Here is a 21,662-nt window from a genome sequence, read left to right as displayed (position 1 = left end):
AATCAAGCAACGTATTAATATCCTAAGTCCATAAAAAAAACCCTCATTTCGAAAAACAAGAGTCTTTTATAAAAACCTATTCCTACCAATTTATTCAATAGACTTGTTACCTACTTCTTCAATTTCTTCACGTTGTTTTTTAATCTTTTCCTTTCCTTTTTTGATAATACCCTCTAGTTCGTTCAACTTTTCCTCTGCTTTTGATATTTTCTCTTCTTTCTCCTTTAAAACTTCTTCATCAGCACTTTTCTCTTCACGTTCCTTCGCAACTTTATCTTTAGCCTCTTTTACTTTTTTACGACCTCGATTTAGAGTTTCTTTTTTTTCGCTTAGGGTAGCTTCCGATTCATTAATCTTTTCTTTGGCCATGGACGCTCTATACTCACCAAACTCCTTACCACTCATATCACCCTTGTCGCGTCCATAGGCCTTACCCTTATTCGATTTCTCTTTTTTCGCCTTCTTTTCAGCTTTCTCTTCTTTATCCTCTTCTGAATCATCATCATATTCCACCGCGTCTTCAACCTCATCATCTCCTTTCATTTTATCCTTCTTGTCCTTAACCTTCTTTTTGGCCTTCTCCTTCATTTCATTGGCTTTACCTTTTCGTTCCTCAACCTTCTCATCAACCTCTTCGGCAACATCTTTTTTAACCTTTTCGACTTTCTCTTTTTTCGCTTTTCCTTTCTCTTGAGATTTTCCCTGGGCATACCCAGAAGTTGTTGTTAAAACAAAGGCAAAAAGCATCAATCCTATTATTCTTACTATATTTTTCATATCTCCTTGACTTTAGTTTTATAAATTATCTAATTCACTAAGAGCAGATTCTACTTCTTCCGCTTTCTGATCTAACGCTTCGGTGGTCTGGTCAATTTCTTGCTCTACCGCCTCTATTTTGTCAAGGGCTGCTTCTAGTTCTTTCTCCTCTTTCTTGGTATCACCGCAGGAGATGATTCCCATAAAAAGAATAGAAAACACCAACGTACTTAATTTCTTCATGATTATTTTTTAAATGATTAGTAGTGCCATAACGAGGAAACGAAATCTAAATTGTATGGTGTTCAGTTATTTAGGAGAATTACCTGAACTAATATTCTTTAATTATTGAAATAAAAAAAAGCGGAGTATATACCCCGCTAAGTTATTATGTTAACATGCTTATCATTCTTCTAAAACTAGCTCAAAATCTTGAATCGTCTTATTAGCGGCATTTATCTGGACTTCTTCAGCTGTTTGCGTAAGATACCCATCTTTTTCGACTTCGACCTTGTATGAACCAGCTTCCAAGCCCATGAGCATATACCCGCCATCAATATCTGAAAAAGTAGTTGTATTCAAAGTATCGGCAATGAAGACGGCTACTTGAGCCCCTTCGACGCCAACAATGGTATCTTGTTCTACCGCTGTAATGGTACCCATTAAGGTACCTGCGGTGGATAAATTACTTGCCTTGATTACAGGTTTAAAATTAAAACCGCCTGATTTTTGAACGAATGATTTACTCACGTCAAAATCGAGCAGAAGATCAGAAGAAAGTCCGCCATTAACCATAAGTTCGGGTTTGATAAAAACCTTGATTCCCGATTGTGAACCACTAGGGACATCTAAATTATAGGTTGTTCCATCAGTCAGAACCACATTGATTCCTCTTACATAAACCCTAATCAAATCATACGACCCAACAGGTACATCAGTATCTACTAAAGTTTTGGTTACCCCGTTCGTAAGCTCCAAAAGGTTTACATCAACTTCATTTTCCATCAGCACAACGAAAGGTTTTCCTTTATCGGTTTCAATAACAGCATTTGTACTATCAATAGCCTGCATGTCAAGTTCAACATCCCCCTTGTAGCGTGCATCGACTTTGAAAATAGTTACATTGGCTTCTGCAACAAGATCATGTGGAAAAGGTGCGTCGGTTAATTGAACCGAAAGTCTACCAAAATTACTTGGGTCATTGTTGTCGGAACAACTAATGAAAAATGTACCAATCACAATGAACACAATTGAATAAATGCTAAGTTTCATAGGTTTAAGATTTAGGATTATTAAATAAGACCATACTTCAAAATTTAAAGACTTGGTGCTTATAAACAATAGCAAACGAACCTACCCTACTCAAAATTTTGGTTATTCGATGAACTACCTATATTCTTGATGATTTATGTTCAAACACATCTTATAGAAATCCATTTTGGCTCCCATAAAAAGCATTATATTAGCTTTTTAAGAGGTTTAGTAAAGAAAAATACGAGGGTTTTTATTTAGAATTTTCTATTTAAAACCCACTCGTAAAAAAGCCATTTTTAAGTGACAGTCTTTCAAAAGCATGATTATTTTAATAAGTGTCCCATTCATTATCTCTTTTAGTTTCTTCGTTAATCAACTTTTTATTGATTTGTTTTCATTTAGCAATTTTGAATTCTAGACAACAGAATGGATTAACATAGGTATGCGAGCGAAACGAAGTTTCGTGCTGCAAGTCCCAAATCCTTACCAAACTAATCTGCTTGCGAGGTATTTTATAATTGGTTTTTAAGTTGTCTTTTGATTTTAGCCAATTCCATTGGGCTGATTTCCAATTTTAGATAGGGTTTTCCAAACCTTGGCTTGATTTTCTCAACCTTATTTAACATAGTCATCATTCGCTCTAAACTGGAAATGTGTTTTTCCTTTAGTCGATCATATTTAATCCTTGAGACCTTGTTTTCCTTTTTGTTCCATTCTTCCCTTGTTAGCTTTTCGAACTTCGTTTCTATCAATTTTGGTTCTTTTCTTTCTCGGACGATTTCATGTTTTCCGAACAGGGCTTCAAGCATAATATTAGTAGGCAGGGTCTGGGTCTTTTCAATGTTGCGGATTATCGCAATAGCCGCTTCTACCCTCTTCCTCGTTTTCGCTTCTTCTTTGTTGATTTGGTCAGCAAAACGTTTCGATGGTAAGATTCCATGCCACTCGAAAAAGTCCATAACCGCTTCAAGGGTTTCCGAATAGGAACTTTTGAATTTCCTAGAAAACCCCTTGAACCTTTTAATAGTTCTATGATGTAGCCTTATGGTTCCGAATCCGTCCATTTTTCACCTCTTATCCATACGATTGTTACAATTTCTTTCCCTTCTCATTGGGGCTGTGGTATATATTGTTACAATTTTGACAATTTCAATCTTTTTAGAATGCATTTTAATGTATTGATTTTTAGTTATTTAAATCAATAATTGAATACACAACGTCGCTTTAGCGCGTTGTCCTCTTGCTATTCAAATCTTCTTCGTTTCACTCCTAAGTTTTGAATACCCTTGAAAGGGCTTTTCATAACCAAAAAGTAGGACGCGCCCTATTCTATTTTTGTTTAACGCTTACCTATCGGGACGCTACAAAAATCCAACAGGAACCGAGCGCGTTTTAGTTATGGTAAGATTTGGGGGGTTCGCTTCTTTGTTTCTTTTTTGATTCGAATACATCCATTAGGTTTTGCATATCCTCCCCTACTTTCTTTTGTAGTACCCTTGCGTAGATCTGTGTCGTCGTAAGTTTGGTATGGCCCAATAGTTTTGATACGGTTTCAATAGGTACTCCATTAGACAGAGTTACCGTGGTGGCAAAAGTATGTCTGGCCACATGGAAGGTTATGTTTTTATGGATACCACATGCCTTGGCAATCTCCTTTAAAATTTTATTAGTCTTTTGATTACTATAAACTGGAAGTAGTTTGCCTGTGGGTACGATTTCATTTTCATATTTATCCAAAATCTCCCTTGCTTTGGGAAGCAGTGGAATCTTAAGTAGCTCGTTCGTTTTGGTTCGCTTTGTATGTATCCACTTATTTCCATCGATTCCAACTAGAATTTGATTCGGGTTTAGTTCCTTAATATCGATATACGAAAGACCTGTATAGCAACTGAATAAAAAGATATCCTTGACCCGCTTTAAACCTATTGGCATGAAAGAGGTTTCTTCCATTAGTTCTAGTTCTCTTTCGGTAAGATAGTCACGTTCGTTTTTAACAAACCTTAGTTTGTAATTCTTGAAAGGATCCTTCACCAACCATTCCATACGAATGGACATGTTAACTATTTTCATCAATCTGGACATATGTTTCATTACGCCATTATTCGTACATGTCCTTCTTTCCTTTTTCGGTACATAGGTTCTGATGAAGTTCTCGAAATTGACAATGAACCTATAGTTGAGTTGTACCAAATAGATATCATTCGTTTTGTGTTTTTCTTGGAGAAACTCCCTTAGATAGTTTTCTGTTGAGAAATAGTTTTTCAAAGTTCCAGCCTTAAGTTCATTGTTGATATTCTTACTGTGGTATTCAACGGCTTTCATCAAGGTCATTCGCTCTTCGTCCTCCCCGAAGTACCTTAGCTTAATTCCTTTAGCTGTAATTACCTTTCTTTCTGAGTGTAACTGCTTCTGGGCATTGAGAACTTCGGCATGAACGTCATCCAAATACGAATTGAGTAGAATGTGGTTATGGTCGATTTCTTTAGCCCGACATCTGAAAATATCCCAATTGCACACCGCTATGTCACGTTTTATACTGAATTCAGCCCGCTGTTTGTTGACCGTAATTCGGACATAAATATCCAATTTTTCGGGGTTACTCCGTTTTCTTCTAGTAAAGAAAATCACTCCTAAAGTGCTGTCTGTACGCATGTTGCAAGTCTTTTTAATTAAACATCTTTTGTTTAAAGACTACATCTAAATGTCTTAAATGCTACATAAATTTAGCACAAAATGCGTACCGCTTTGCACACCGAATTGCACACCAAAAGGGTGGTTTCAGATGATATCATATGAATGCAAGGAAAATGAAAAACCCTGATAATCATACGATTAGCAGGGTTTTGATATTGCCAAAATGGCGGTTCGTCGGGATGACAGGATTTGAACCTGCGACCACTCGACCCCCAGCCGAGTGCGCTACCGGACTGCGCTACATCCCGAATTCGGATTGCAAAAATATAAAAGTAGAATAGATTTAGTTCTATCTTTTCAAAAAAATAGTTGGCTTAATTAAGGCTTTGAATCCATTCGAACATACGTTCGGTCCAGCCTCGTAAATGGTCATCATTTCTTGCCAAAGAAAATCCGTGACCGCCTTTTGGATAAATGTGCATTGTTGCCAAAACTCCCTTATCCTTAAGTGCTTGATAGAAGAGCAAACTATTCTCAACGGGAACAGCCGTATCATCAGTGGCGTGAAATAAAAACGTGGGCGGCGTATTTTCGGTTACCTGCTTTTCATTAGAGAAATAATCGACCATCTCAGGTTTAGGATTTTCCCCTATAAGATTTTTCTTGGAGCCTCCGTGAGTCATATTGCCAAAAGAAATTACTGGATATCCTAAAGCCATAAAATCTGGGCGTGCGCTTTCCTTGTCTACTTCATCAATTGGTTCATAAACCTTTTCGTCAAAATGAGTACCCAAAGTCGAGGCCAAATGTCCACCGGCCGAGAAACCTAAAATTCCTATTTTGTTCGCATCAATATGAAAACTTTCTGCCTTACTCCTAACTAAACGCAAAGCACGTTGCGCATCGATAAGTGGGACATTGTGTTTGTCTTTCTGCGATTTAGATGAAGGCAGACGATACTTCACTACAATACCTGCAATACCTTTTCCATTCAGAAATTTTGCAATATCGGTACCTTCCCAATCATAGGCTAAAATGCCATATCCGCCACCTGGAAAAATCAAAACTGCATCTTTGGTTGCATTCGATTTCGCCGGTAAATAGACTTCAATAGTTGGTTCTTGAACCTTGCTAATCCGTAGTATTCCGTTTCGCTTATGCTCTTCTTTTTCGTTGCTCTCTATTCGATTTGGAATTTTCTTTTCAGGCCATATAGGAATGATTATGTCTTGGGTCATTCCTTTAAATACCATGAAAAAAGAAAGTGCTAGGATTAATACATATTTTTTATTCATAATTTAAATTTTTAGTTAAAACCCGGAATTGAGTCCTGAGGCAAAATCTCTTTGCCTTGCCAAAATACTTTTCCGGTTCTGTTTTCTAATATGCGTTGATAGTTGCCCACAAAAGGTGGTTTACTTTCTCTTGGAATCCATTTTTTGAGACTATCAGTCCATTTTTTATGAACATCGACACCGATTAAATTATGCCATTCATTGGGGTCGTTTTTCATGTCATATAGCTCTTCCGAACCATTGGCATATTGAATGTAACGCCAATTTTCAGTACGGACAGCATGGTTCTGATAATTGTTTGTGGTTATTGCCGGCCAATTTCTTTTACTCTTGGCGTTTGTTAATTGTGGAACAAGACTGTGCCCCTCCAAATCCTTCTTCTCGGGGAAATTGCACAACTCATTTAATGTTGGATAAATATCAAGAAGTTCAACCGGTGCACTGACCGTTTTACCACGACCGATTCTTTTGCCTGCAAAAATGAGAGGAACTCGGGTGGACCTTTCCCATAGGGTATTCTTACCCGAAATTTCTTTTTCTCCCAAATGAAAACCATGATCGGACCAGAGAACTATAATTGTATTTTCTGCTTGCCCGCTTTCATTCAAAGCATCGAGAACCCGCCCAACTTGCTTATCCATAAAACTAATGGAAGCTAAATACGACTGCACGAAAACTGAATCTTGGTTTTGCTCTTGAAACCATTTCCATCGGGGTTCTGGCACATCCCAATGATTATACCACGAAGCTTTGGGTGTATCTTTTCTATCATTCTCGAGCATTGGTGACATTTGAAGGGTTTCCTTCGGATATAAGTCAAAAAAGGATTCTGGCGCATATAACGGAACATGCGGAAGAAAAAATCCAACAGACAAAAAATATGGCGCTTCTGGTTTGTTACGTAATACATCCACTGCCCAGGTTGCCACGTCGTAATCTTGTATTTCATTTTCTTGCAGAGGAAAGCTCCCCCAGTCCACCCAAGGATTATTACCTCTTGGGGTCTCTTCAGCTAATTTAGTACGCGGCTGTTTTTTCACTCCTGAACCGGGACCTAAGCTATCAAATTCGGAATCCGTACCTCTTCGCCCGTATCCACCATGAAATATCTTTCCAGCAGAATAAGTCTTATACCCATTTTTCGTGAAATACTGCGGAATCGTGACCAAGCCCTTTAATTCAGGTACTTCCCGAATCCATGGGGATAATCCATAAATACCTGTAGTAGAAGGCCGATAGCCTGTTAACACACTAGTTCTTGATGGATTACAGATTGGAGATTGCGTATGGGCATTAGTGAATAAGGTGCCCATAGAAGCAAGCCTATCTATATACGGAGTCTTGACCTGGGGGTGCCCTTTTAGACAACCCACCCAGTCATTCAAATCGTCTATTGCAATAAACAATACATTAGGTTTTTCGTAGGTTGAGTTGGTTTTGGTTTCTGTACAAGATGAACAAATAATACAACCGATTAGTAAAACCAACCGTGAAAAACCGAACTTATTCATGGCAATCCCATTTAAAATTAGCAATCGGGTCTTTGTGGGCACCCTGCAAATTGTAATGCCACCACTCCGTTCTTGTAGACCAAAACCCATGCTTTTCCATGGTTTCTTTAAGGAGTTTCCGGTTATCTAAGATTTCTTGAGGTAAATCAAAATTATCATGATAGGCTCGTTTTCCGAAGAAATCGAAATCTGTTCCCATATCCAATTCTTCCCCTTCCAAGGTAACCAAAGTGATGTCTACGGCTCCTCCCTTGTTGTGTATCGAGCCCTTTACCGGATTCGCCACATACTGCGGATTCGGAACAATCTTCCACATTTTATATTGTACCGAATTGGGGCGATAACAATCGTAGAATTTAATCTTTACACCTTTAGATTGAAATGTTTTATTAGCCGCCAGTAAAGCTTTGACTGTTTTCACACGGGTGTAACATTCTGCACAATCGTAAACCTGAGCTTTTAGAAAATTATTATCGGTTGCATAGCGCATATCATAGGCAAAACCATCACTAAAATCCGCTAATCGAACAAAGGTGGAATCTGCTAAACCTTCCAAAGATTTAAAAGCTTTCTTGTGGATTCTTTCTGCTTTATGTGTCTCATCTAATATTTCAATACCATTTTCGTCGGAAATTTTAATTTCTACACTTTTTGAAGACTTTTCTTTACAACTGATTATCAAAAGGAGTACAAAAACAGCAACAATTCTCATATAATTCATAAAGTCATTTTTCGATTGCAAGAACCATTCTCTTGAAGAATTCATTATACACAAATGGTTTCCCTTTTTCTGGATTCCCATCTTCTCCTCTTCGCACAAAAACCATATTCCATTCTGGAATTACAAAACACATATTGTTATGTAAGCCGCTAGCATAGTAAAGGGATTTGGGCGCATCTGGCATATGGTATTTTCCTGTAGGCGTCACACCATTGACCCACCAATTATATCCATAACAGCCACGTCCATCTACGTTATTCCTATCTGTATCTGCTACTTTATCTGCGAAAACCTGATTTTGGGTTGCCTTAGCAATCCATTCTTCGGAAAGCAATTGTTGGCCGTTCCAATTGCCTTCATTCAAATAAAAATGTCCAAAACGGGCTAGTTGCTCTGCATTAATCATCACATTGGTACAACCGTTGTTGATTTCAATTCCGTTAACTTCCTGCTCGGGATTCCATTTGTAATCGCCTATTCCAATTGCTTTCCCGATGTTATCATCAAAAATAGATTTTAGGGTTTTACCTGTGTGCATGGTCAATAAACGTCCGAACATCATTTGCGCTTCATCCCAATAGGCGTATTCCTTTCCAGGCGTAAAAAGTGCGGAATCAATGGCATAGGGTGTCCAGGACCAATCTTCACTTATCTCATCCCAACGGGTCGAACCTTTACCGCTATATCCAGAAGTCATACTGGAAAAGTGCTTTAGTTGAACATCAGGATACAACAACGCCATTGAAGTATCAATTTCCTTGGCATAGGTCTCTTCTGAAAGACTTCCTTGATCTGATAAAATTCCTAAAACCGTACTTGTAAAAGATTTACTTGAAGAATAGATATTGTGTTTTTTATAGATAGAATCCCCTTTATATATTACGTATCCGTTCCTGACAATAAAAACTTCTTCTAAACCATCCTCACCAGATTCTGAAGCCAGATAATCCAAGGCTTCTCGCATTTTCGCACTATTGATTCCCAGTTCTTCGGGTGTCATTTCCTGCCACGTATCCATCGGAAAGACCATCTCCAAAGGCTCCTCGCTACCGCAACTTGTAACTGTAAGTGCAAAGAGAACTACTACTAGGATAATTGACTTTAAACTATGCATTTGTTTTTAATAGGATATTAAACCTTGAAGATAATCAGATTATAATTCCAGACAAAATGGCCGTCACCCCTCAAATTTGGGTATGTATCAATTTTTTTAGACTTTTAGTGAGTATCTTTTCCTAATTCAAAACCCAATCAAGTTTTTATGACAAAGAACCTTCCAATTATTGTCATCGGCCTTCTATTGCTACTAAGCTCTTGTAAAGAAGACTCCAAAACCAATGATTCCGAAAATAAAGAAGCGCAGAGAAAACCGAATATCATTCTCATCATGGCCGACGATCAAGGATGGGGTGATTTAAGCATGAATGGCAATACTGATATCGACACACCCCATATTGATGCGCTAGCAAACAACGGGGTTTCATTTGAAAACTTCTACGTGCAACCCGTCTGCTCTCCTACCCGAGCCGAACTACTGACGGGAAGACATTTTACAAGATTAGGTGTTCACAAGACCTCCGCTGGTGGCGAACGAATGAATTTGAATGAAACTACGCTCGCCGAAGTTCTAAAACAAGCGGGATATCAAACTGCAGCCTACGGTAAATGGCACAATGGGATGCAAGCTCCCTATCACCCAAATGCACGGGGATTTGATGATTACTACGGATTTACTTCAGGCCATTGGGGAAACTATTTTAGTCCGATGTTGGAACACAACGGGAAGATTGTAAAAGGAAATGGTTTTCTAGTAGATGATTTAGTTAATCACGGAATGGAATTTATGACCAAAAATAAAGAGAATCCATTTTTTTTATACTTGCCTTTGAATACTCCGCACAGCCCCATGCAAGTGCCTGATGGATTTTGGGATAGATTCAATGACAGGGATCTAGATTTGAAATACTTGGGTGAAGAATCGACTACGATTAATCATACAAAGGCTGCTTTAGCAATGGTAGAAAATATAGACTTCAATGTGGGGCGGGTAATTGACAAATTAACGGAGTTGGAATTAGAGGAAAATACCATTGTTATTTATCTATCCGATAATGGCCCAAATGGTTGGAGATGGAACGGAAATATGCGTGGTAGGAAAGGTTCTACGGATGAGGGAGGTGTGAGAACTCCGTTTCTGATGCAATGGAAAGGTAAAATTGCCAAGAATAAAACTATAGCTCAAATCGGAAGTGCAATAGATATATTTCCAACCTTGGTGAGTCTTGCTGGTGTAGCTGTAAATACTGAAAAACCTTTGGATGGAAAAAGCCTAGTTCCTTTGCTGGTAGATTCGAAACCCAAATGGGAGGATAGATTGATTTTTAATCATTGGAATGGAAAAACAAGTATTCGTACACAAAAGTATCGTTTGGATAATGAGAACAGACTTTATGATATAGACCATGACCGTGGACAAAAGATTGACCTTTCGGAGCAGTTTCCAATAATTGTTGATTCCCTTAGAAAAACTAAAATCGACTGGCTTGATAAAACAAAACCTATGACCTCGGAAACAGATGACCGCCCCATTACACTGGGGCATCCCGATTTTCCGTATACACAGATTCCGGCTCGAGATGGAATACCTCATGGAAACATTAAACGTAGTAACCGTTATCCTAATAATACCTTTTTTACCAATTGGAAAAGTGTAAAAGACTCAATCACTTGGGATATCGACGTACTTGAAGATGGAAAATTTGAAGTAGAAATTTACTATACCCTTGCACAAGAAAATGCAGGAGTTGCGGTCCAATTGACAAACGGAACAAGTATGCTCGTTACCCGAATTGCTGAAGTACATGACCCTCCCCTCACCGGTATGGAAAACGACCGTGACCCTCGTATGGAATCTTATGTAAAAGATTTTAAACCCAAACGTTTGGGTGAAATTTTTCTGAGGAAAGGAAGAAGAACTATGACCTTAAAAGTACCTCATATGGATGGAAAAGAGGGTCCGGATGTTCGGCTTTTAATGTTTAGAAGATTGGATTAATCAGAATCAACCTTTAGCACCTCACTATCTAAATACCCAATTCGTTCAGATTTCGCTTCAAATGAAACATCTTTGGGCAATGGTTTTGTGTAAATATTCCAAAGTGAATCTTTCCCTTGTCTCCACAAGATCGTGGCGTCCGGTTTTTTAGAAATCAATCGGATTTCTCCATTCTTAACTTCCATTTCCAAAGCAGGTAGTTGTTCCTGTTTGCCATCAGGCAACCATTTTGCCATTAATTCGTCCTCTGGAATACGCCCCAAATCGTTGGTCTCAAATATCCATTTTTCCAACACTTGTCGTAAATGGGTCAAGGTATCTTGCATTTCTGGCAAATCTGCTAAATTATTTAATTCGTAGGGGTCCTTTTGTAAATCATATAGTTCTTCTTCAGGTTTTGTTGGATGCAACCAGCTTGATTGCTCCTCATTAAGCTTCCCTTCATTATAGAGTCTTCTTAGCTCCCGCATCATAGGCATTTGTTGTCTATACTTATTAGAAATAGCATGACTTATTGAAGTATCGAAACTTTTAATATACTTATAACGTTCTGAACGAACTGCCCTTAACCTATCGTATAAGGCATCAAAACGGTCCGAAGAATGAAAGGTATACTTTGGCTTCCTTTCAACTTCGAATTTTCCAAATTGGGCAACACCCTGCATGACCTTTGGAGGCTTTATCCCCGCAAGGGAAAGAACGGTAGGGGCTAAATCTATAAAACTTATGAATCGGTCATCTGTACTTCCAGCTTTTTTATTCTTAGGAAATTTTATAACCATCGGAACTTTGGTGCCTGTTTCATATAAGGCTCTTTTATGTCTTGGGAAAGGACCTCCGTGATCACCATAAAAGAAAATGATACTGTTCTCATATAGTCCGTCTGTCTTAAGTCCGTTGATGATTTGCCCAATCTGATTGTCCAAGCGTTTTAAATTGCTGTAATTCACTGCCAAATCATGTCGAATAGTATCATTATCAGGAAAATAAGGTGGAATGGTCACCTTAGATGGCGATATAAAAAGTTGATCCTTGCCCCTAGCCCAAATTTGTGATTCGTGACAAACGGAAAAATTAAATACCGAGAAAAAGGGTTGACCTACCCTTCGTTTGCTCCAATGATGCTCTTTACTACTGTCATCCCAAGCGGCTTCCATTTTTTCAAAATTATAATCTTCTTTAGGTCCGTTTGAAGTGTAATAGCCCTTTTCCCGTAAATATTGAGTAAACATTTTAACACCATCAGGAACAATCGGTGAATAACTGGGGATACCTACTTGGGGCTGGTTATCTTTTCGATATGCATTATAAGTACGCATATTATGTGTTCCTAAAGTCGTTGGATACATTCCCGTAATAATCGCACTCCGTGCTGGAGAACAAACAGGGGCAGGCGAATAGGCATTTTCAAAGGTAACACCATCTCGAGCAAGCATTTCTATATAGGGCAAACGCATTGTACTATCGCCATACATAGGAAACCAATCTGGAGATTGGTCTTCGGCAACTAACCAAATAATGTTGGGTTGTGACTCTTGGGCGGTTTCCCCAGATTTCTCTTTCTCATTGCAACCAATTACACAAAGGATTAAAAGGATGAATACTGGGAATCTAAATTTCTTCATTCTTATAAAATGGTATTATTCTTCTAAGCTTTTTAAAAAGGCAAGACTCTTAGGCGTTTGATCGATAACTTTTGAGGATTCGTCTTCAATAAAAAGATATTCAATTCCCATCTTTTTTGCTTCGGCTACTACACCAGCGATATCTATTTGACCAGTACCGAGAACTACATTTGTTTCAACATCTGATTGACCATTTTGATTGCCTTTGGTGCCCTTTTGACAATCTTTCAAATGCATAAGTTTGAATTCTTTCGGATATTTCCGTAACCAAGCTACAGGATCTTCCCCGGGGTGGGCGAACCAATATACATCCATCTCAAAATCAAAGTATTTGGAGTTTTTAATTAAATGATCAATTAATAGCTCATCCCCATAGGATCTGAATTCATAACCATGTGGATGATAGACCAAAGTGACGCCCTCTTTCTCATAAAGTTCACCCGCTTTGTTAAATACGGCCAAGGCATTTTGAGTGTCTGTGAGGGTAAATTTATTTCCATCATGAGGAATCCAGAAACAAACGATATATTCGGCGTTATAGTTTTTTGCTCGTGTCAAAACTGTTTCCGGGGAATCACGCAATTCTTCAAAAGGAGCACTTACACTAACTATTTTCAATTCGTTTTCGGCTAGCATGGCGTTGTACTCTTCTTGCGTATATCCATAAGTACCATCGTTACCATCCTCCAAATTATGGATTCCCCATGCTTTGATTTTAGCGAACGTTCCCGGAACATCTTTTGGGAATTCATTTCTCAAGCTATACAACTGTAACCCTATTTCTTGGGCGTTAACCTCGCTTGCAGCAAATTGTGATATTACTGCATACGCTATTAAAATCAATATTGATTTATTCATACCTAAATTTTTGAAGAAAAAGTAGTTTTTTATTTATCCAGACTTTTCAACCAGTCTAGACTTTGTGGTACTTGCTCAACGACCCTTGAAGATTCATCTTCAATAAACATATATTCGATGCCTAATTTTTTAGCTTCCGCAACTACTCCGACCATATCGACTTGCCCTGTACCCAGTACGACATTAGTCTCAACATCCTCATGTCCTGTATTGTTTCCTTCGACCCCATGCTTCATATCTTTCAAATGCATCAAGGTCATCTTCTTTGGATATTTTTTCATCAAAGCCAAAGGATCTCCACCGCCGTGATGTGCCCAAAACACATCCAATTCAAAGGTAAAATCTGTTGCATTTTCAGCCATATAATCAAACAAAGTGCCGTCTTGATAAGGGCGGAACTCGTATCCATGGGCATGATAAGCTAAAGTCAATCCATTTTCCTTTAAGAGTTGACCTGCCTTGTTAAAGACTTCGGTGGCATGTTGGGTTTCCTCCAAATCCCATTTATTATCATCGTGCGGTACCCAAGCACACATTACATATTTCGCTCCAAAAGCCTTCGCATTATCAATTACTTTTTGCGGATTATTTTCCAAATCCTCAAAACCTGCACCAACACTTACCACAGACATTTCTCTAGAAGTAAGCTCCTTTTGAAATTCTTCCATAGACATTCCATAGGTACCTCCACCTTCCAACTTGGTTATTCCCCATGATTGAATGATATCAAGACTTCCGGTAACATCAGTCTTGAATTGATTTCTAAGACTATATAATTGTAAACCTACTTCCTGAGCAGATACTGGTATGGTTATTAAAGTAAATAAGGCAATTGCTATTATTCTTTTCATAATGTGTTATTTTATTTCTTACTAGGTCAACAGATTTCCATTCTCATCCCAAGTAGCAATAGTTCCTCGCGTACTTTGGTCTATACATTTTGCGATCCATTCTGGGTCATAGGCGACACCATGTTGATCAAGGACATCTTGAGGAACGCCATCCCAAACATTGGGTTGGTTGCCTTTATATCCTAAATCAGCAATTCCAACTTTTGAAGTATAGTATCCCGTTACTGTAAGACCACGCATCATATAGAAAAATTGGATTTCAAGCGCTTGCTTATCCAAGGGAACTTCCGTGTCATGCCAGCAAATTTCATCACAGATTTGCTTTTTCTGCTCTAAGGTGGCTGATTTAAATTCCGTTCCGAATTCCGTGTTACTTTTATGATCTAACCACATCAAACCACCCAATAAGGTGGGTGCCATGGTCGGAATGTCTTTCCCCATAAATTCCACAAGATCAGGAACGCCAGCCTCAATAGGTCCCCCATGGGGCTCTTTTGGTGGAAGAATTACCACACTAAGTGCGGCGATGGTCTCCATTTCATGTTCGTTGAACAATTGTTCAGCATTCAATTTTTCGATACGCTCTAATTCCTTCGGAGTTCTTCCAAAATACTTTTCACTGCTCTCGGCAACCGCTTTATCAATAGTTTCCGTCTTACAGGAGTTGAATACTAAACCAGTACTGGCCGCAGCTCCCCCAAGAATCATAGTCTGTAAACTTTTCCTTCTATCCATAGCTTAAATATTTTGTGCTTTAAGTTGTTCGATAATATAATCTGAAGCTCTCCAAGAAAGTGCCATAATTGTCCATGTGCAATTCTTATCTGCTTGTGATACGAACACACCGGCATCCACGATAAAAACATTATCTACATCATGTAACTGCTGAAATTTGTTGGTTACAGAAGTCTTTGGGTCATCACCCATTCTAGTGGTACCCACTTCATGAATAATCTGACCAGGAGCTAAAAGTCCGTAGTCTTTATCCTTACCAGGCTTTTCACTTAATGGAATACCACCCATATTATGAATCAATTCTTCAAAAGTATCCTGCATATGTTTTGCCTGGTTAATCTCATGATCTGAATGATTATAATTGAATTTTAAAACAGGTATACCAAATTGATCTACCGTTGTCGGGTCAATTTCACAATAGTTTTCTTTGTATGCTATGGCTTCACCTCGTCCACCAAATCCGATTACCGAGCCATAGTATTTTTTTACATCATCACGTAAGCTATCACCATATCCACCAACCTTTAGTCCGAAGTATTTGTTCATTCCATTGGGATCCCATCCGAAACCGTAATTCGGCTGACCCATACCACCCCAGACTTCAATGTGATAGCCTCTTGGGAAATTCAGTTTGGAATTATCACCCCACCAAGGTGAATATACATGCATGCCCCCTACTCCATCTTCATTATAAGAAGTCTTTCTATTCAATAATCCAGGAAGTACTGCAGCAGCGCTTGCGCCGGTAGAATCATGTAAATATTTACCAACAACATCGCTACTATTTCCCAAGCCGTTAGGGTGTTGTTTACTTTTCGAATTCAAAAGAATACGTGCTGAACTGCAGGCAGATGCTGCTAAAACGACAACCTTACCACGAAGTTTGTATTCCTTTCTATCATCTTTACTGATATAGGAAACCCCGGTTGCTTTTCCTTCTTCATTTGTCGTCACTTCGCGCACCATGGAGTTTACAAAAATCTTGACTTTTCCTCCACTTTTCTGTGCTGGGAATATCAAACAGCTCCCTGCAGAGAAATCGGCATAAACTGAACATGAACGTCCACATTGGCCACAATAAAAGCAAACACCACGATCTTTGTTAATTTTTTTTGTCAACATCGAAAGCCTTCCCGGAATTACTGGAATATTGGATTTCTTTGCTCCGTTGATATAAAATAATTCATGAAGTCTAGGTTTCGGCGGAGGAAGAAAAAATCCATCAGGGTCATTCTCACGTCCTTCATTAGTTCCGAAAACACCAATTAATTTATCCAATTTATCATAGTACGGTTTCAAATCATCGTACCCGATTGGCCAATCTTCACCAAGTCCATCTCGAGTCTTCCCTTTAAAATCTTTTGGTCCGAAACGTAAGGATATACGACCCCAGTGATTGGTTCGCCCGCCTAACATTCTAGCACGCCACCACATAAAATTTGATCCTTCTTCTTGCGTATAAGGCTCACCTTCAACTTCCCAATCTCCCCAAGACATATCCCATTCTCCAAAAGCTCGGTCAGTTCCCGCACCTCTTCTAGGGGACTCATAAGGCCATTTCAATTGTGTTTGGGTTACTGGGTCAGCTGGGTCAAAAAATGGCCCCGCTTCTACAACGGCGACATTGAATCCGGCATCAGCAAGTTGCTTGGTTGCCATTCCACCTCCAGCACCTGAACCTACAATTATTACATCATAAACTTCCGATGATTCCTTTATTTGCATAGTTTGTTTGTTTAGTTGCCCTAATTTAAGATTTTTTTAAAATTATTCTGGAAAAATTATACAAACAACATCAGAATTACTAACGGCGATTGGTTATTCGCGCTGCAGATAAAAATTAGTTTTTACTAAAAGGAGTAGCATATTAAAAAAAAATCCAGTTCAAAAATGAACTGGATTTTTATATTGACGTAAATCATTATTTATAATGCAAGGCTATCTGCCCCAATTGGCCCACAATTTTAACCGAATCTTTCATCGATAATTTTGAATCATCAACATGAACCCATCGCTTTAAAGGTTGTTCGCAAATGAGCTTTTTGACATCATTCTTACCGTAGTGTTTTCGCATGCGCATAAAAATCTCAACATCAAAAAGCCATTTGGTAATGAACTTTTTTTGAAACATTAAAGAGGCAATCTCTTTATCCATAACTTTTGCTCCACACTGTGTGTCTTTAAAAGGCATCCCTAAGATGGCTTGTATGATAAAGTTGATGGATTTACTTATAATTTTACGCGCTGACTCTTTGGCAATATTGGCTCCCATACGAGCTATTCTCGAGCCGCTAACGATTTTAAAGTTTGAATTTCCGATAGTTTTTACCAAATCATCAAAATCTCTAAAGTCGGTTGACAAGTCAGCATCTAAATATCCAATGTATTCGAATTCTTTGTTCGCAATTAAATATTGGATGCCCTGACGCACTGCCTCGGCCTTTCCTCCATTTTTTTCACAATCAAAAATGGATATGGTATCTTCATTACCTTTACGAAGCTTCTTGAGAACTTCAAGGGTATTATCGGTACTCCCGTCGTTTACAAAACATAAATGATACCCAACATTTTTATCTATAAAGTCTTGAAATAAAGCACTTGACAAACGGTTTTCCTCATTATAACAGGGTATGACCACACCCACACCGAATTGACCAATGATTTTTGTATCTACATTGGTTTCGGTATACTGTTGAATAAAATTATTACCTAAAATTCTATTGATCCTAGCGACCATTTCATCAAGACTAACCGGTTTTTTCATATAATCATCAATTCCGAGATTATAACTTTCTAAAATGGTTTTTTCATTGGTATTACCAGACATTACTAGAATAGGTATTTCCAGTTTCCTAACTATTCGAATATGTTGAATTACTTCGATTCCAGATAAGTCAGGCATATTTATATCTACTATTACCATATCAGGGTCAAAAGCATCAATGGCTGCAATGCCAGATTTGCCACTGTTCGCAGTCTCAACTTCATAGCCCAATTCGGTTAATCTTTTCTCCACGGAGAGTAAAATCAATTGTTGATCATCAATGGTCAAAATTTTCATAGGTTAAGTTTTAATTTCTATTAGGTTTAATGCTAATTCTTCCATTCTCTGAAGAATTTACAATTCAAATGTATATCGATTTTATGTCCATTTTGGTCCCGTAGCGTCGAGTAGTAATTTTCGATAGTTAAAATGCAGTTTTGTGACGTTAGTTGATAACTGCCTATCCATACAATATTAATACCTTTATTTTGTTATAATTTCCTACAATGGAAGCGCTTAAAAAGACCAATACTCTGCTGATTTTGGCCCTAATAATAGGGCTTGCCTTTCATGGGTCTAGTATATTCTTTACACTAGAATATACTTATGACGCCTTAATACACCTTTTTTTTGCAAGTCATTATGCCGCGGATTGGTTCGAACCCTGGGATTATAGCTGGTATACGGGCTTTACTGTGCAATCATACCCTCCCTTAATTCATCAAACCATAGGGCTTTTATCTTATATAGGAGGCTTAAAGTTCGGCATGTTTACTGTAGCCATAATAGGTATTATTCTTTTTATTACAGGTATTTATCGATTTGCACTACTCCTCACGGGCAATAGAAGAGTTGCTGGATATACCGCATTATTGGCTGTTTTTTCTTCAACTTTCATAGAAACATTACACATTTTTGGGCAATTACCTAGTGTTTGTGCATTATCTATTTTGCTCCATGCCATGCCTGAAATTTACCTCTGGACCAAAACAGGTAAGCGCCGATACTTGGTGTCATCACTTTCTTTGATAGCTGTTACGGTAACTTCACACCACGTTACACCAATTTTCGGGATGGTTTTTTTCATCTTCCCGCTTTTGGGAATGGCGGTAATGGATGAAGCTCGTGAAAAGGTTGAAACGATGAAACGGGTATCGTTCAAAGTTTTTTACAAAGCATTTAAAAGTTGCTTCTGGAGAATTGTGGTCTTTGGCGGTTGTTCGTTGATGTTAATTATCACTTGCATATTACCTTACTGGTATAATTCAAAAAGAAATCCGATAACCCAAGTGCCTATTCCACATGGCTCAAGAGATAACTTTTTGGAAGTTACTTCTTCCGGGTTGGTATTCTTTGTCATTCCATGGGGAATTCTATTGTTTATACTGCCCTATATACTGTATCGATTTTATAGCAAGCGCTATATGTTTTTTGGTCTGTCATTTTCAGCACTCACCTTACTAGGAACGGGTGGAACCACCCCCATTCCTCTGAAATTATTAGGAGAAACAGCCTTTAATATACTAACCCTAGATAGGTTTACCTTGTGGGCAACTATCATGGCCTTACCTATATTTGGAGAATTTGCCTTTCGTATGACCGAAGGTGATCTTAAAGACAGAATTCAAGGTATGTTGGGCAGGGTTTATCACCGAATTTTAGGGGGTTCACTTGCCGGAGGTCTGCTTCTAATGGTAGGTTTCACAATGACACTAGGATATTTCAGGCCGTCGCAACCAAGTAAAATCAAAATGTTGCCCATCGTTAATTTCCTTAGTCAAGATTCGCACGACTCATGGCGCTATTTGCCCTTGGGTTTTGGAGATCAAATGGCTTGGCTTAGTGCCCAAACAAATGCAATGACTGTTGATGGAAATTATCATTCTGCCCGCAGATTACCAGAACTTACCACAAGAGCAATCGAGCGTATTGAAAATTCAAAATTCAGAGGAGTAGAAGGTATTGGTTCATTACAACAATTTTTAACTGTGCCTGAAAAGTATAATTTGAAATATATTTTTTCCAACGATAAATTCTATGATCCCATTCTATATTTCTGTGGCTGGCAAAGATTACAGCAATTGGAAAATGGAATTATGGTTTGGGAAAAACTCAATGTGCCTCCATTACCAGAAATACTCCCTAAGGAAAAAACGCCCCTTTTCTTGAATATTATGTGGGGTACAATACCTATACTCACGGTAATATTAGCCTTTGTTATCAATATTATGATGCTTTGGTTACGAAAATTAAGAGCTCGAAAAGGCGAAGCACCTAACTTTTTGAAACTATCGGTAGCATATAACAGTTTTTCTAAAAGACTAATTATTATAAGTCATGTTTGGGCAGTTGTAATTTTAGCCTGTCTTGTTTTCGGTCTCTATGCATTTTACATAAAAAACACAGCTCAACTTTCGCCCAAAAACGTTGTTCAGTCTTATTACGATGCGTTGGACTTCAAAGAATTCAAGCGAGCTCACTCGTATCTTGACCCGGAGGCCGAAGTTACCATAGATCAATATATGTTGGAAGTTTCAGTGACCGACGGCATCCTAAGTTCTTATGCAAAGTTAGACTCTATTGGAATCGATATTATAGATATAAGCCAAGCGGGTGCCAAAGCAAAGGTGAGCACAACCTGGATAACTCCTTTGGAAAAAATCAAGAAAGACTATTTTCATGAGTTAATCAAAGACTCCGGAAAATGGTATATAAAACCAAAGAAAAAAGATAGCGATATTCCTCCCGACCAATTATTTATAACAAATTCGACCACTTTTTACAATCATGGTAGGCGAAAGATCACTACGCAACAAACTCATCATGAAGATGTTCTTAAACAACCGGTACTGGAAATATTAGCCGCGAAACTTGTTAAGTACAAAGGACAGTATAGTATAATTGGTGAATTACAAAATGTTGATGATGTACCAGCAGATGTGGTTATAAAGGCCACTCTTTATAATGATGTTGATGAAGAACTTGCGGTCCACAACGCAAAATATCATATGAAGCATAAACTAATGCCTAAGGAGACCACTCCATTTAAAATCAACTTTGAGGGCATCGCATGGTCTTCTACTAAAGATACCATGCCACCAACGTTTGACCCTGACCATTTTACACCCATAGCATTAGATGAACAACCTGTAAAATTTAATTTGCAGTCCGCAGGTAATGTTGCAAATACCGATTTATATAAAAGTGTTGCACTTCAGAATCTCGAATTCTCAGATTACGGAATTAATGGAAGCTTGTATAATGGAGGAATACAGGAAGTTACTATACCACAGCTGTTGGTATCCTATTATGATGACAAACATGAATTGCTATGGGTCGACCATCAATTCCTAGATGAAGGTGTAAGGGTACAACGAAAACAATTTTTCAACTATCAACCCCTTGTTGTAGTCGAATTATGTATTATCGAGAGTAGTCTTGAGAACTGTTTTGTAAACGGACTACCCAACGAATCCATTACCAAAAAAGTATTTCCAAGACGTGATTATTCACACGGACATGCCCAGCTTCAGCCCTATGCAGGCAAAGGATATTCTTTCTTAAAGTTTGATATTAATAGTTATATCGGAAATCCAAATTAAT

17 protein-coding genes and 1 tRNA gene are annotated in these 21,662 nt (G+C 38.3%); 2 read left to right on the top strand and 16 right to left on the bottom strand.

What is annotated here, in order from left to right; translation table 11 throughout:
• Positions 1 to 90 precede the first annotated feature (90 nt).
• The 10 genes from FEE95_RS09265 to FEE95_RS09220 all read right to left on the bottom strand — a co-directional run bounded on the left by FEE95_RS09265 (position 91) and on the right by FEE95_RS09220 (position 9,285).
• Complete coding sequence (locus tag FEE95_RS09265; RefSeq protein ID WP_138657664.1) at positions 91 to 777, bottom strand: hypothetical protein; 687 nt, start codon at positions 775 to 777, stop codon at positions 91 to 93.
• Positions 778 to 795: 18 nt separating this feature from the next.
• Positions 796 to 999, bottom strand: coding sequence for a hypothetical protein (locus FEE95_RS09260; protein WP_138657663.1), 204 nt, complete (start codon positions 997 to 999; stop codon positions 796 to 798).
• Positions 1,000 to 1,161: 162 nt separating this feature from the next.
• Positions 1,162 to 2,028: a DUF4382 domain-containing protein gene (locus tag FEE95_RS09255; protein WP_138657662.1), complete on the bottom strand. Its 867-nt coding sequence runs from the start codon at positions 2,026 to 2,028 to the stop codon at positions 1,162 to 1,164.
• Between the two features lie 494 nt (positions 2,029 to 2,522).
• Positions 2,523 to 3,074, bottom strand: coding sequence for a BfmA/BtgA family mobilization protein (locus FEE95_RS09250; protein ID WP_138657661.1), 552 nt, complete (start codon positions 3,072 to 3,074; stop codon positions 2,523 to 2,525).
• A 328-nt stretch (positions 3,075 to 3,402) separates the two neighbouring features.
• Positions 3,403 to 4,662, bottom strand: coding sequence for a site-specific integrase (locus tag FEE95_RS09245; RefSeq protein WP_138657660.1), 1,260 nt, complete (start codon positions 4,660 to 4,662; stop codon positions 3,403 to 3,405).
• A 216-nt stretch (positions 4,663 to 4,878) separates the two neighbouring features.
• Positions 4,879 to 4,952, bottom strand: a tRNA-Pro gene (locus tag FEE95_RS09240).
• Between the two features lie 66 nt (positions 4,953 to 5,018).
• Positions 5,019 to 5,939 (bottom strand): alpha/beta hydrolase, encoded by a 921-nt coding sequence (locus tag FEE95_RS09235; RefSeq protein WP_138657659.1) that lies wholly within the window; start codon positions 5,937 to 5,939, stop codon positions 5,019 to 5,021.
• A gap of 11 nt (positions 5,940 to 5,950) precedes the next feature.
• Entirely contained in the window at positions 5,951 to 7,450 is a 1,500-nt protein-coding gene (locus FEE95_RS09230; protein ID WP_138657658.1) for a sulfatase, read from the bottom strand.
• Positions 7,443 to 8,171, bottom strand: coding sequence for a M15 family metallopeptidase (locus FEE95_RS09225; protein WP_394347954.1), 729 nt, complete (start codon positions 8,169 to 8,171; stop codon positions 7,443 to 7,445). The genes FEE95_RS09230 and FEE95_RS09225 overlap by 8 nt, the downstream gene beginning before the upstream one ends.
• Positions 8,172 to 8,175: 4 nt before the next feature.
• The gene (locus tag FEE95_RS09220) at positions 8,176 to 9,285 is read right to left on the bottom strand and encodes a serine hydrolase domain-containing protein (protein WP_138657657.1); all 1,110 of its coding nucleotides are present in this window, start codon (positions 9,283 to 9,285) and stop codon (positions 8,176 to 8,178) included.
• A 147-nt stretch (positions 9,286 to 9,432) separates the two neighbouring features.
• Between FEE95_RS09220 and FEE95_RS09215 the strand changes: the two genes are divergently transcribed.
• Positions 9,433 to 11,226, top strand: coding sequence for an arylsulfatase (locus FEE95_RS09215; RefSeq protein WP_138657656.1), 1,794 nt, complete (start codon positions 9,433 to 9,435; stop codon positions 11,224 to 11,226).
• On the opposite strand, the gene FEE95_RS09210 is transcribed toward FEE95_RS09215, so the two are convergent.
• The 6 genes from FEE95_RS09210 to FEE95_RS09185 all read right to left on the bottom strand — a co-directional run bounded on the left by FEE95_RS09210 (position 11,223) and on the right by FEE95_RS09185 (position 18,356).
• Positions 11,223 to 12,851 carry a sulfatase family protein gene (locus FEE95_RS09210; RefSeq protein ID WP_138657655.1) on the bottom strand — a complete coding sequence of 543 codons (1,629 nt, stop codon included), beginning with the start codon at positions 12,849 to 12,851 and terminating at the stop codon, positions 11,223 to 11,225. The two genes, FEE95_RS09215 and FEE95_RS09210, sit on opposite strands and share 4 nt — an antisense overlap.
• Before the next feature lie 15 nt (positions 12,852 to 12,866).
• Positions 12,867 to 13,709, bottom strand: coding sequence for a sugar phosphate isomerase/epimerase family protein (locus FEE95_RS09205; RefSeq protein ID WP_138657654.1), 843 nt, complete (start codon positions 13,707 to 13,709; stop codon positions 12,867 to 12,869).
• Between the two features lie 29 nt (positions 13,710 to 13,738).
• Positions 13,739 to 14,560, bottom strand: a complete 822-nt coding sequence (locus tag FEE95_RS09200; protein ID WP_138657653.1) for a sugar phosphate isomerase/epimerase family protein — start codon at positions 14,558 to 14,560, stop codon at positions 13,739 to 13,741.
• A gap of 21 nt (positions 14,561 to 14,581) precedes the next feature.
• Positions 14,582 to 15,295: a gluconate 2-dehydrogenase subunit 3 family protein gene (locus FEE95_RS09195; protein ID WP_138657652.1), complete on the bottom strand. Its 714-nt coding sequence runs from the start codon at positions 15,293 to 15,295 to the stop codon at positions 14,582 to 14,584.
• Between the two features lie 3 nt (positions 15,296 to 15,298).
• Positions 15,299 to 17,020, bottom strand: coding sequence for a GMC family oxidoreductase (locus FEE95_RS09190; protein ID WP_138657651.1), 1,722 nt, complete (start codon positions 17,018 to 17,020; stop codon positions 15,299 to 15,301).
• Positions 17,021 to 17,216: 196 nt separating this feature from the next.
• Complete coding sequence (locus FEE95_RS09185; RefSeq protein WP_138657650.1) at positions 17,217 to 18,356, bottom strand: response regulator; 1,140 nt, start codon at positions 18,354 to 18,356, stop codon at positions 17,217 to 17,219.
• A gap of 209 nt (positions 18,357 to 18,565) precedes the next feature.
• Here FEE95_RS09185 and FEE95_RS09180 point away from each other — a divergent pair, with 209 nt between their 5' ends.
• Positions 18,566 to 21,661: a hypothetical protein gene (locus tag FEE95_RS09180; protein ID WP_138657649.1), complete on the top strand. Its 3,096-nt coding sequence runs from the start codon at positions 18,566 to 18,568 to the stop codon at positions 21,659 to 21,661.
• The last annotated feature ends 1 nt before the right edge of the window (position 21,662 follow it).

Source organism: Maribacter algarum (ex Zhang et al. 2020) (assembly GCF_005885635.1).
In the GTDB taxonomy this organism is placed as follows: Bacteria; Bacteroidota; Bacteroidia; order Flavobacteriales; family Flavobacteriaceae; genus Maribacter_C; species Maribacter_C algarum.
Note: the sequence above shows the minus strand (reverse complement) of the source record. Positions and strands in the feature narration are given on the sequence as shown.

What these genes read in the sequence shown, in the direction of transcription:
- FEE95_RS09265 (WP_138657664.1), bottom strand. Translation starts at nt 777, where the DNA reads ATGAAAAATATAGTAAGAATAATAGGATTGATGCTTTTTGCCTTTGTT.
- FEE95_RS09260 (WP_138657663.1), bottom strand. Translation starts at nt 999, where the DNA reads ATGAAGAAATTAAGTACGTTGGTGTTTTCTATTCTTTTTATGGGAATC.
- FEE95_RS09255 (WP_138657662.1), bottom strand. Translation starts at nt 2,028, where the DNA reads ATGAAACTTAGCATTTATTCAATTGTGTTCATTGTGATTGGTACATTT.
- FEE95_RS09250 (WP_138657661.1), bottom strand. Translation starts at nt 3,074, where the DNA reads ATGGACGGATTCGGAACCATAAGGCTACATCATAGAACTATTAAAAGG.
- FEE95_RS09245 (WP_138657660.1), bottom strand. Translation starts at nt 4,662, where the DNA reads ATGCGTACAGACAGCACTTTAGGAGTGATTTTCTTTACTAGAAGAAAA.
- FEE95_RS09235 (WP_138657659.1), bottom strand. Translation starts at nt 5,939, where the DNA reads ATGAATAAAAAATATGTATTAATCCTAGCACTTTCTTTTTTCATGGTA.
- FEE95_RS09230 (WP_138657658.1), bottom strand. Translation starts at nt 7,450, where the DNA reads ATGAATAAGTTCGGTTTTTCACGGTTGGTTTTACTAATCGGTTGTATT.
- FEE95_RS09225 (WP_394347954.1), bottom strand. Translation starts at nt 8,171, where the DNA reads ATGAATTATATGAGAATTGTTGCTGTTTTTGTACTCCTTTTGATAATC.
- FEE95_RS09220 (WP_138657657.1), bottom strand. Translation starts at nt 9,285, where the DNA reads ATGCATAGTTTAAAGTCAATTATCCTAGTAGTAGTTCTCTTTGCACTT.
- FEE95_RS09215 (WP_138657656.1), top strand. Translation starts at nt 9,433, where the DNA reads ATGACAAAGAACCTTCCAATTATTGTCATCGGCCTTCTATTGCTACTA.
- FEE95_RS09210 (WP_138657655.1), bottom strand. Translation starts at nt 12,851, where the DNA reads ATGAAGAAATTTAGATTCCCAGTATTCATCCTTTTAATCCTTTGTGTA.
- FEE95_RS09205 (WP_138657654.1), bottom strand. Translation starts at nt 13,709, where the DNA reads ATGAATAAATCAATATTGATTTTAATAGCGTATGCAGTAATATCACAA.
- FEE95_RS09200 (WP_138657653.1), bottom strand. Translation starts at nt 14,560, where the DNA reads ATGAAAAGAATAATAGCAATTGCCTTATTTACTTTAATAACCATACCA.
- FEE95_RS09195 (WP_138657652.1), bottom strand. Translation starts at nt 15,295, where the DNA reads ATGGATAGAAGGAAAAGTTTACAGACTATGATTCTTGGGGGAGCTGCG.
- FEE95_RS09190 (WP_138657651.1), bottom strand. Translation starts at nt 17,020, where the DNA reads ATGCAAATAAAGGAATCATCGGAAGTTTATGATGTAATAATTGTAGGT.
- FEE95_RS09185 (WP_138657650.1), bottom strand. Translation starts at nt 18,356, where the DNA reads ATGAAAATTTTGACCATTGATGATCAACAATTGATTTTACTCTCCGTG.
- FEE95_RS09180 (WP_138657649.1), top strand. Translation starts at nt 18,566, where the DNA reads ATGGAAGCGCTTAAAAAGACCAATACTCTGCTGATTTTGGCCCTAATA.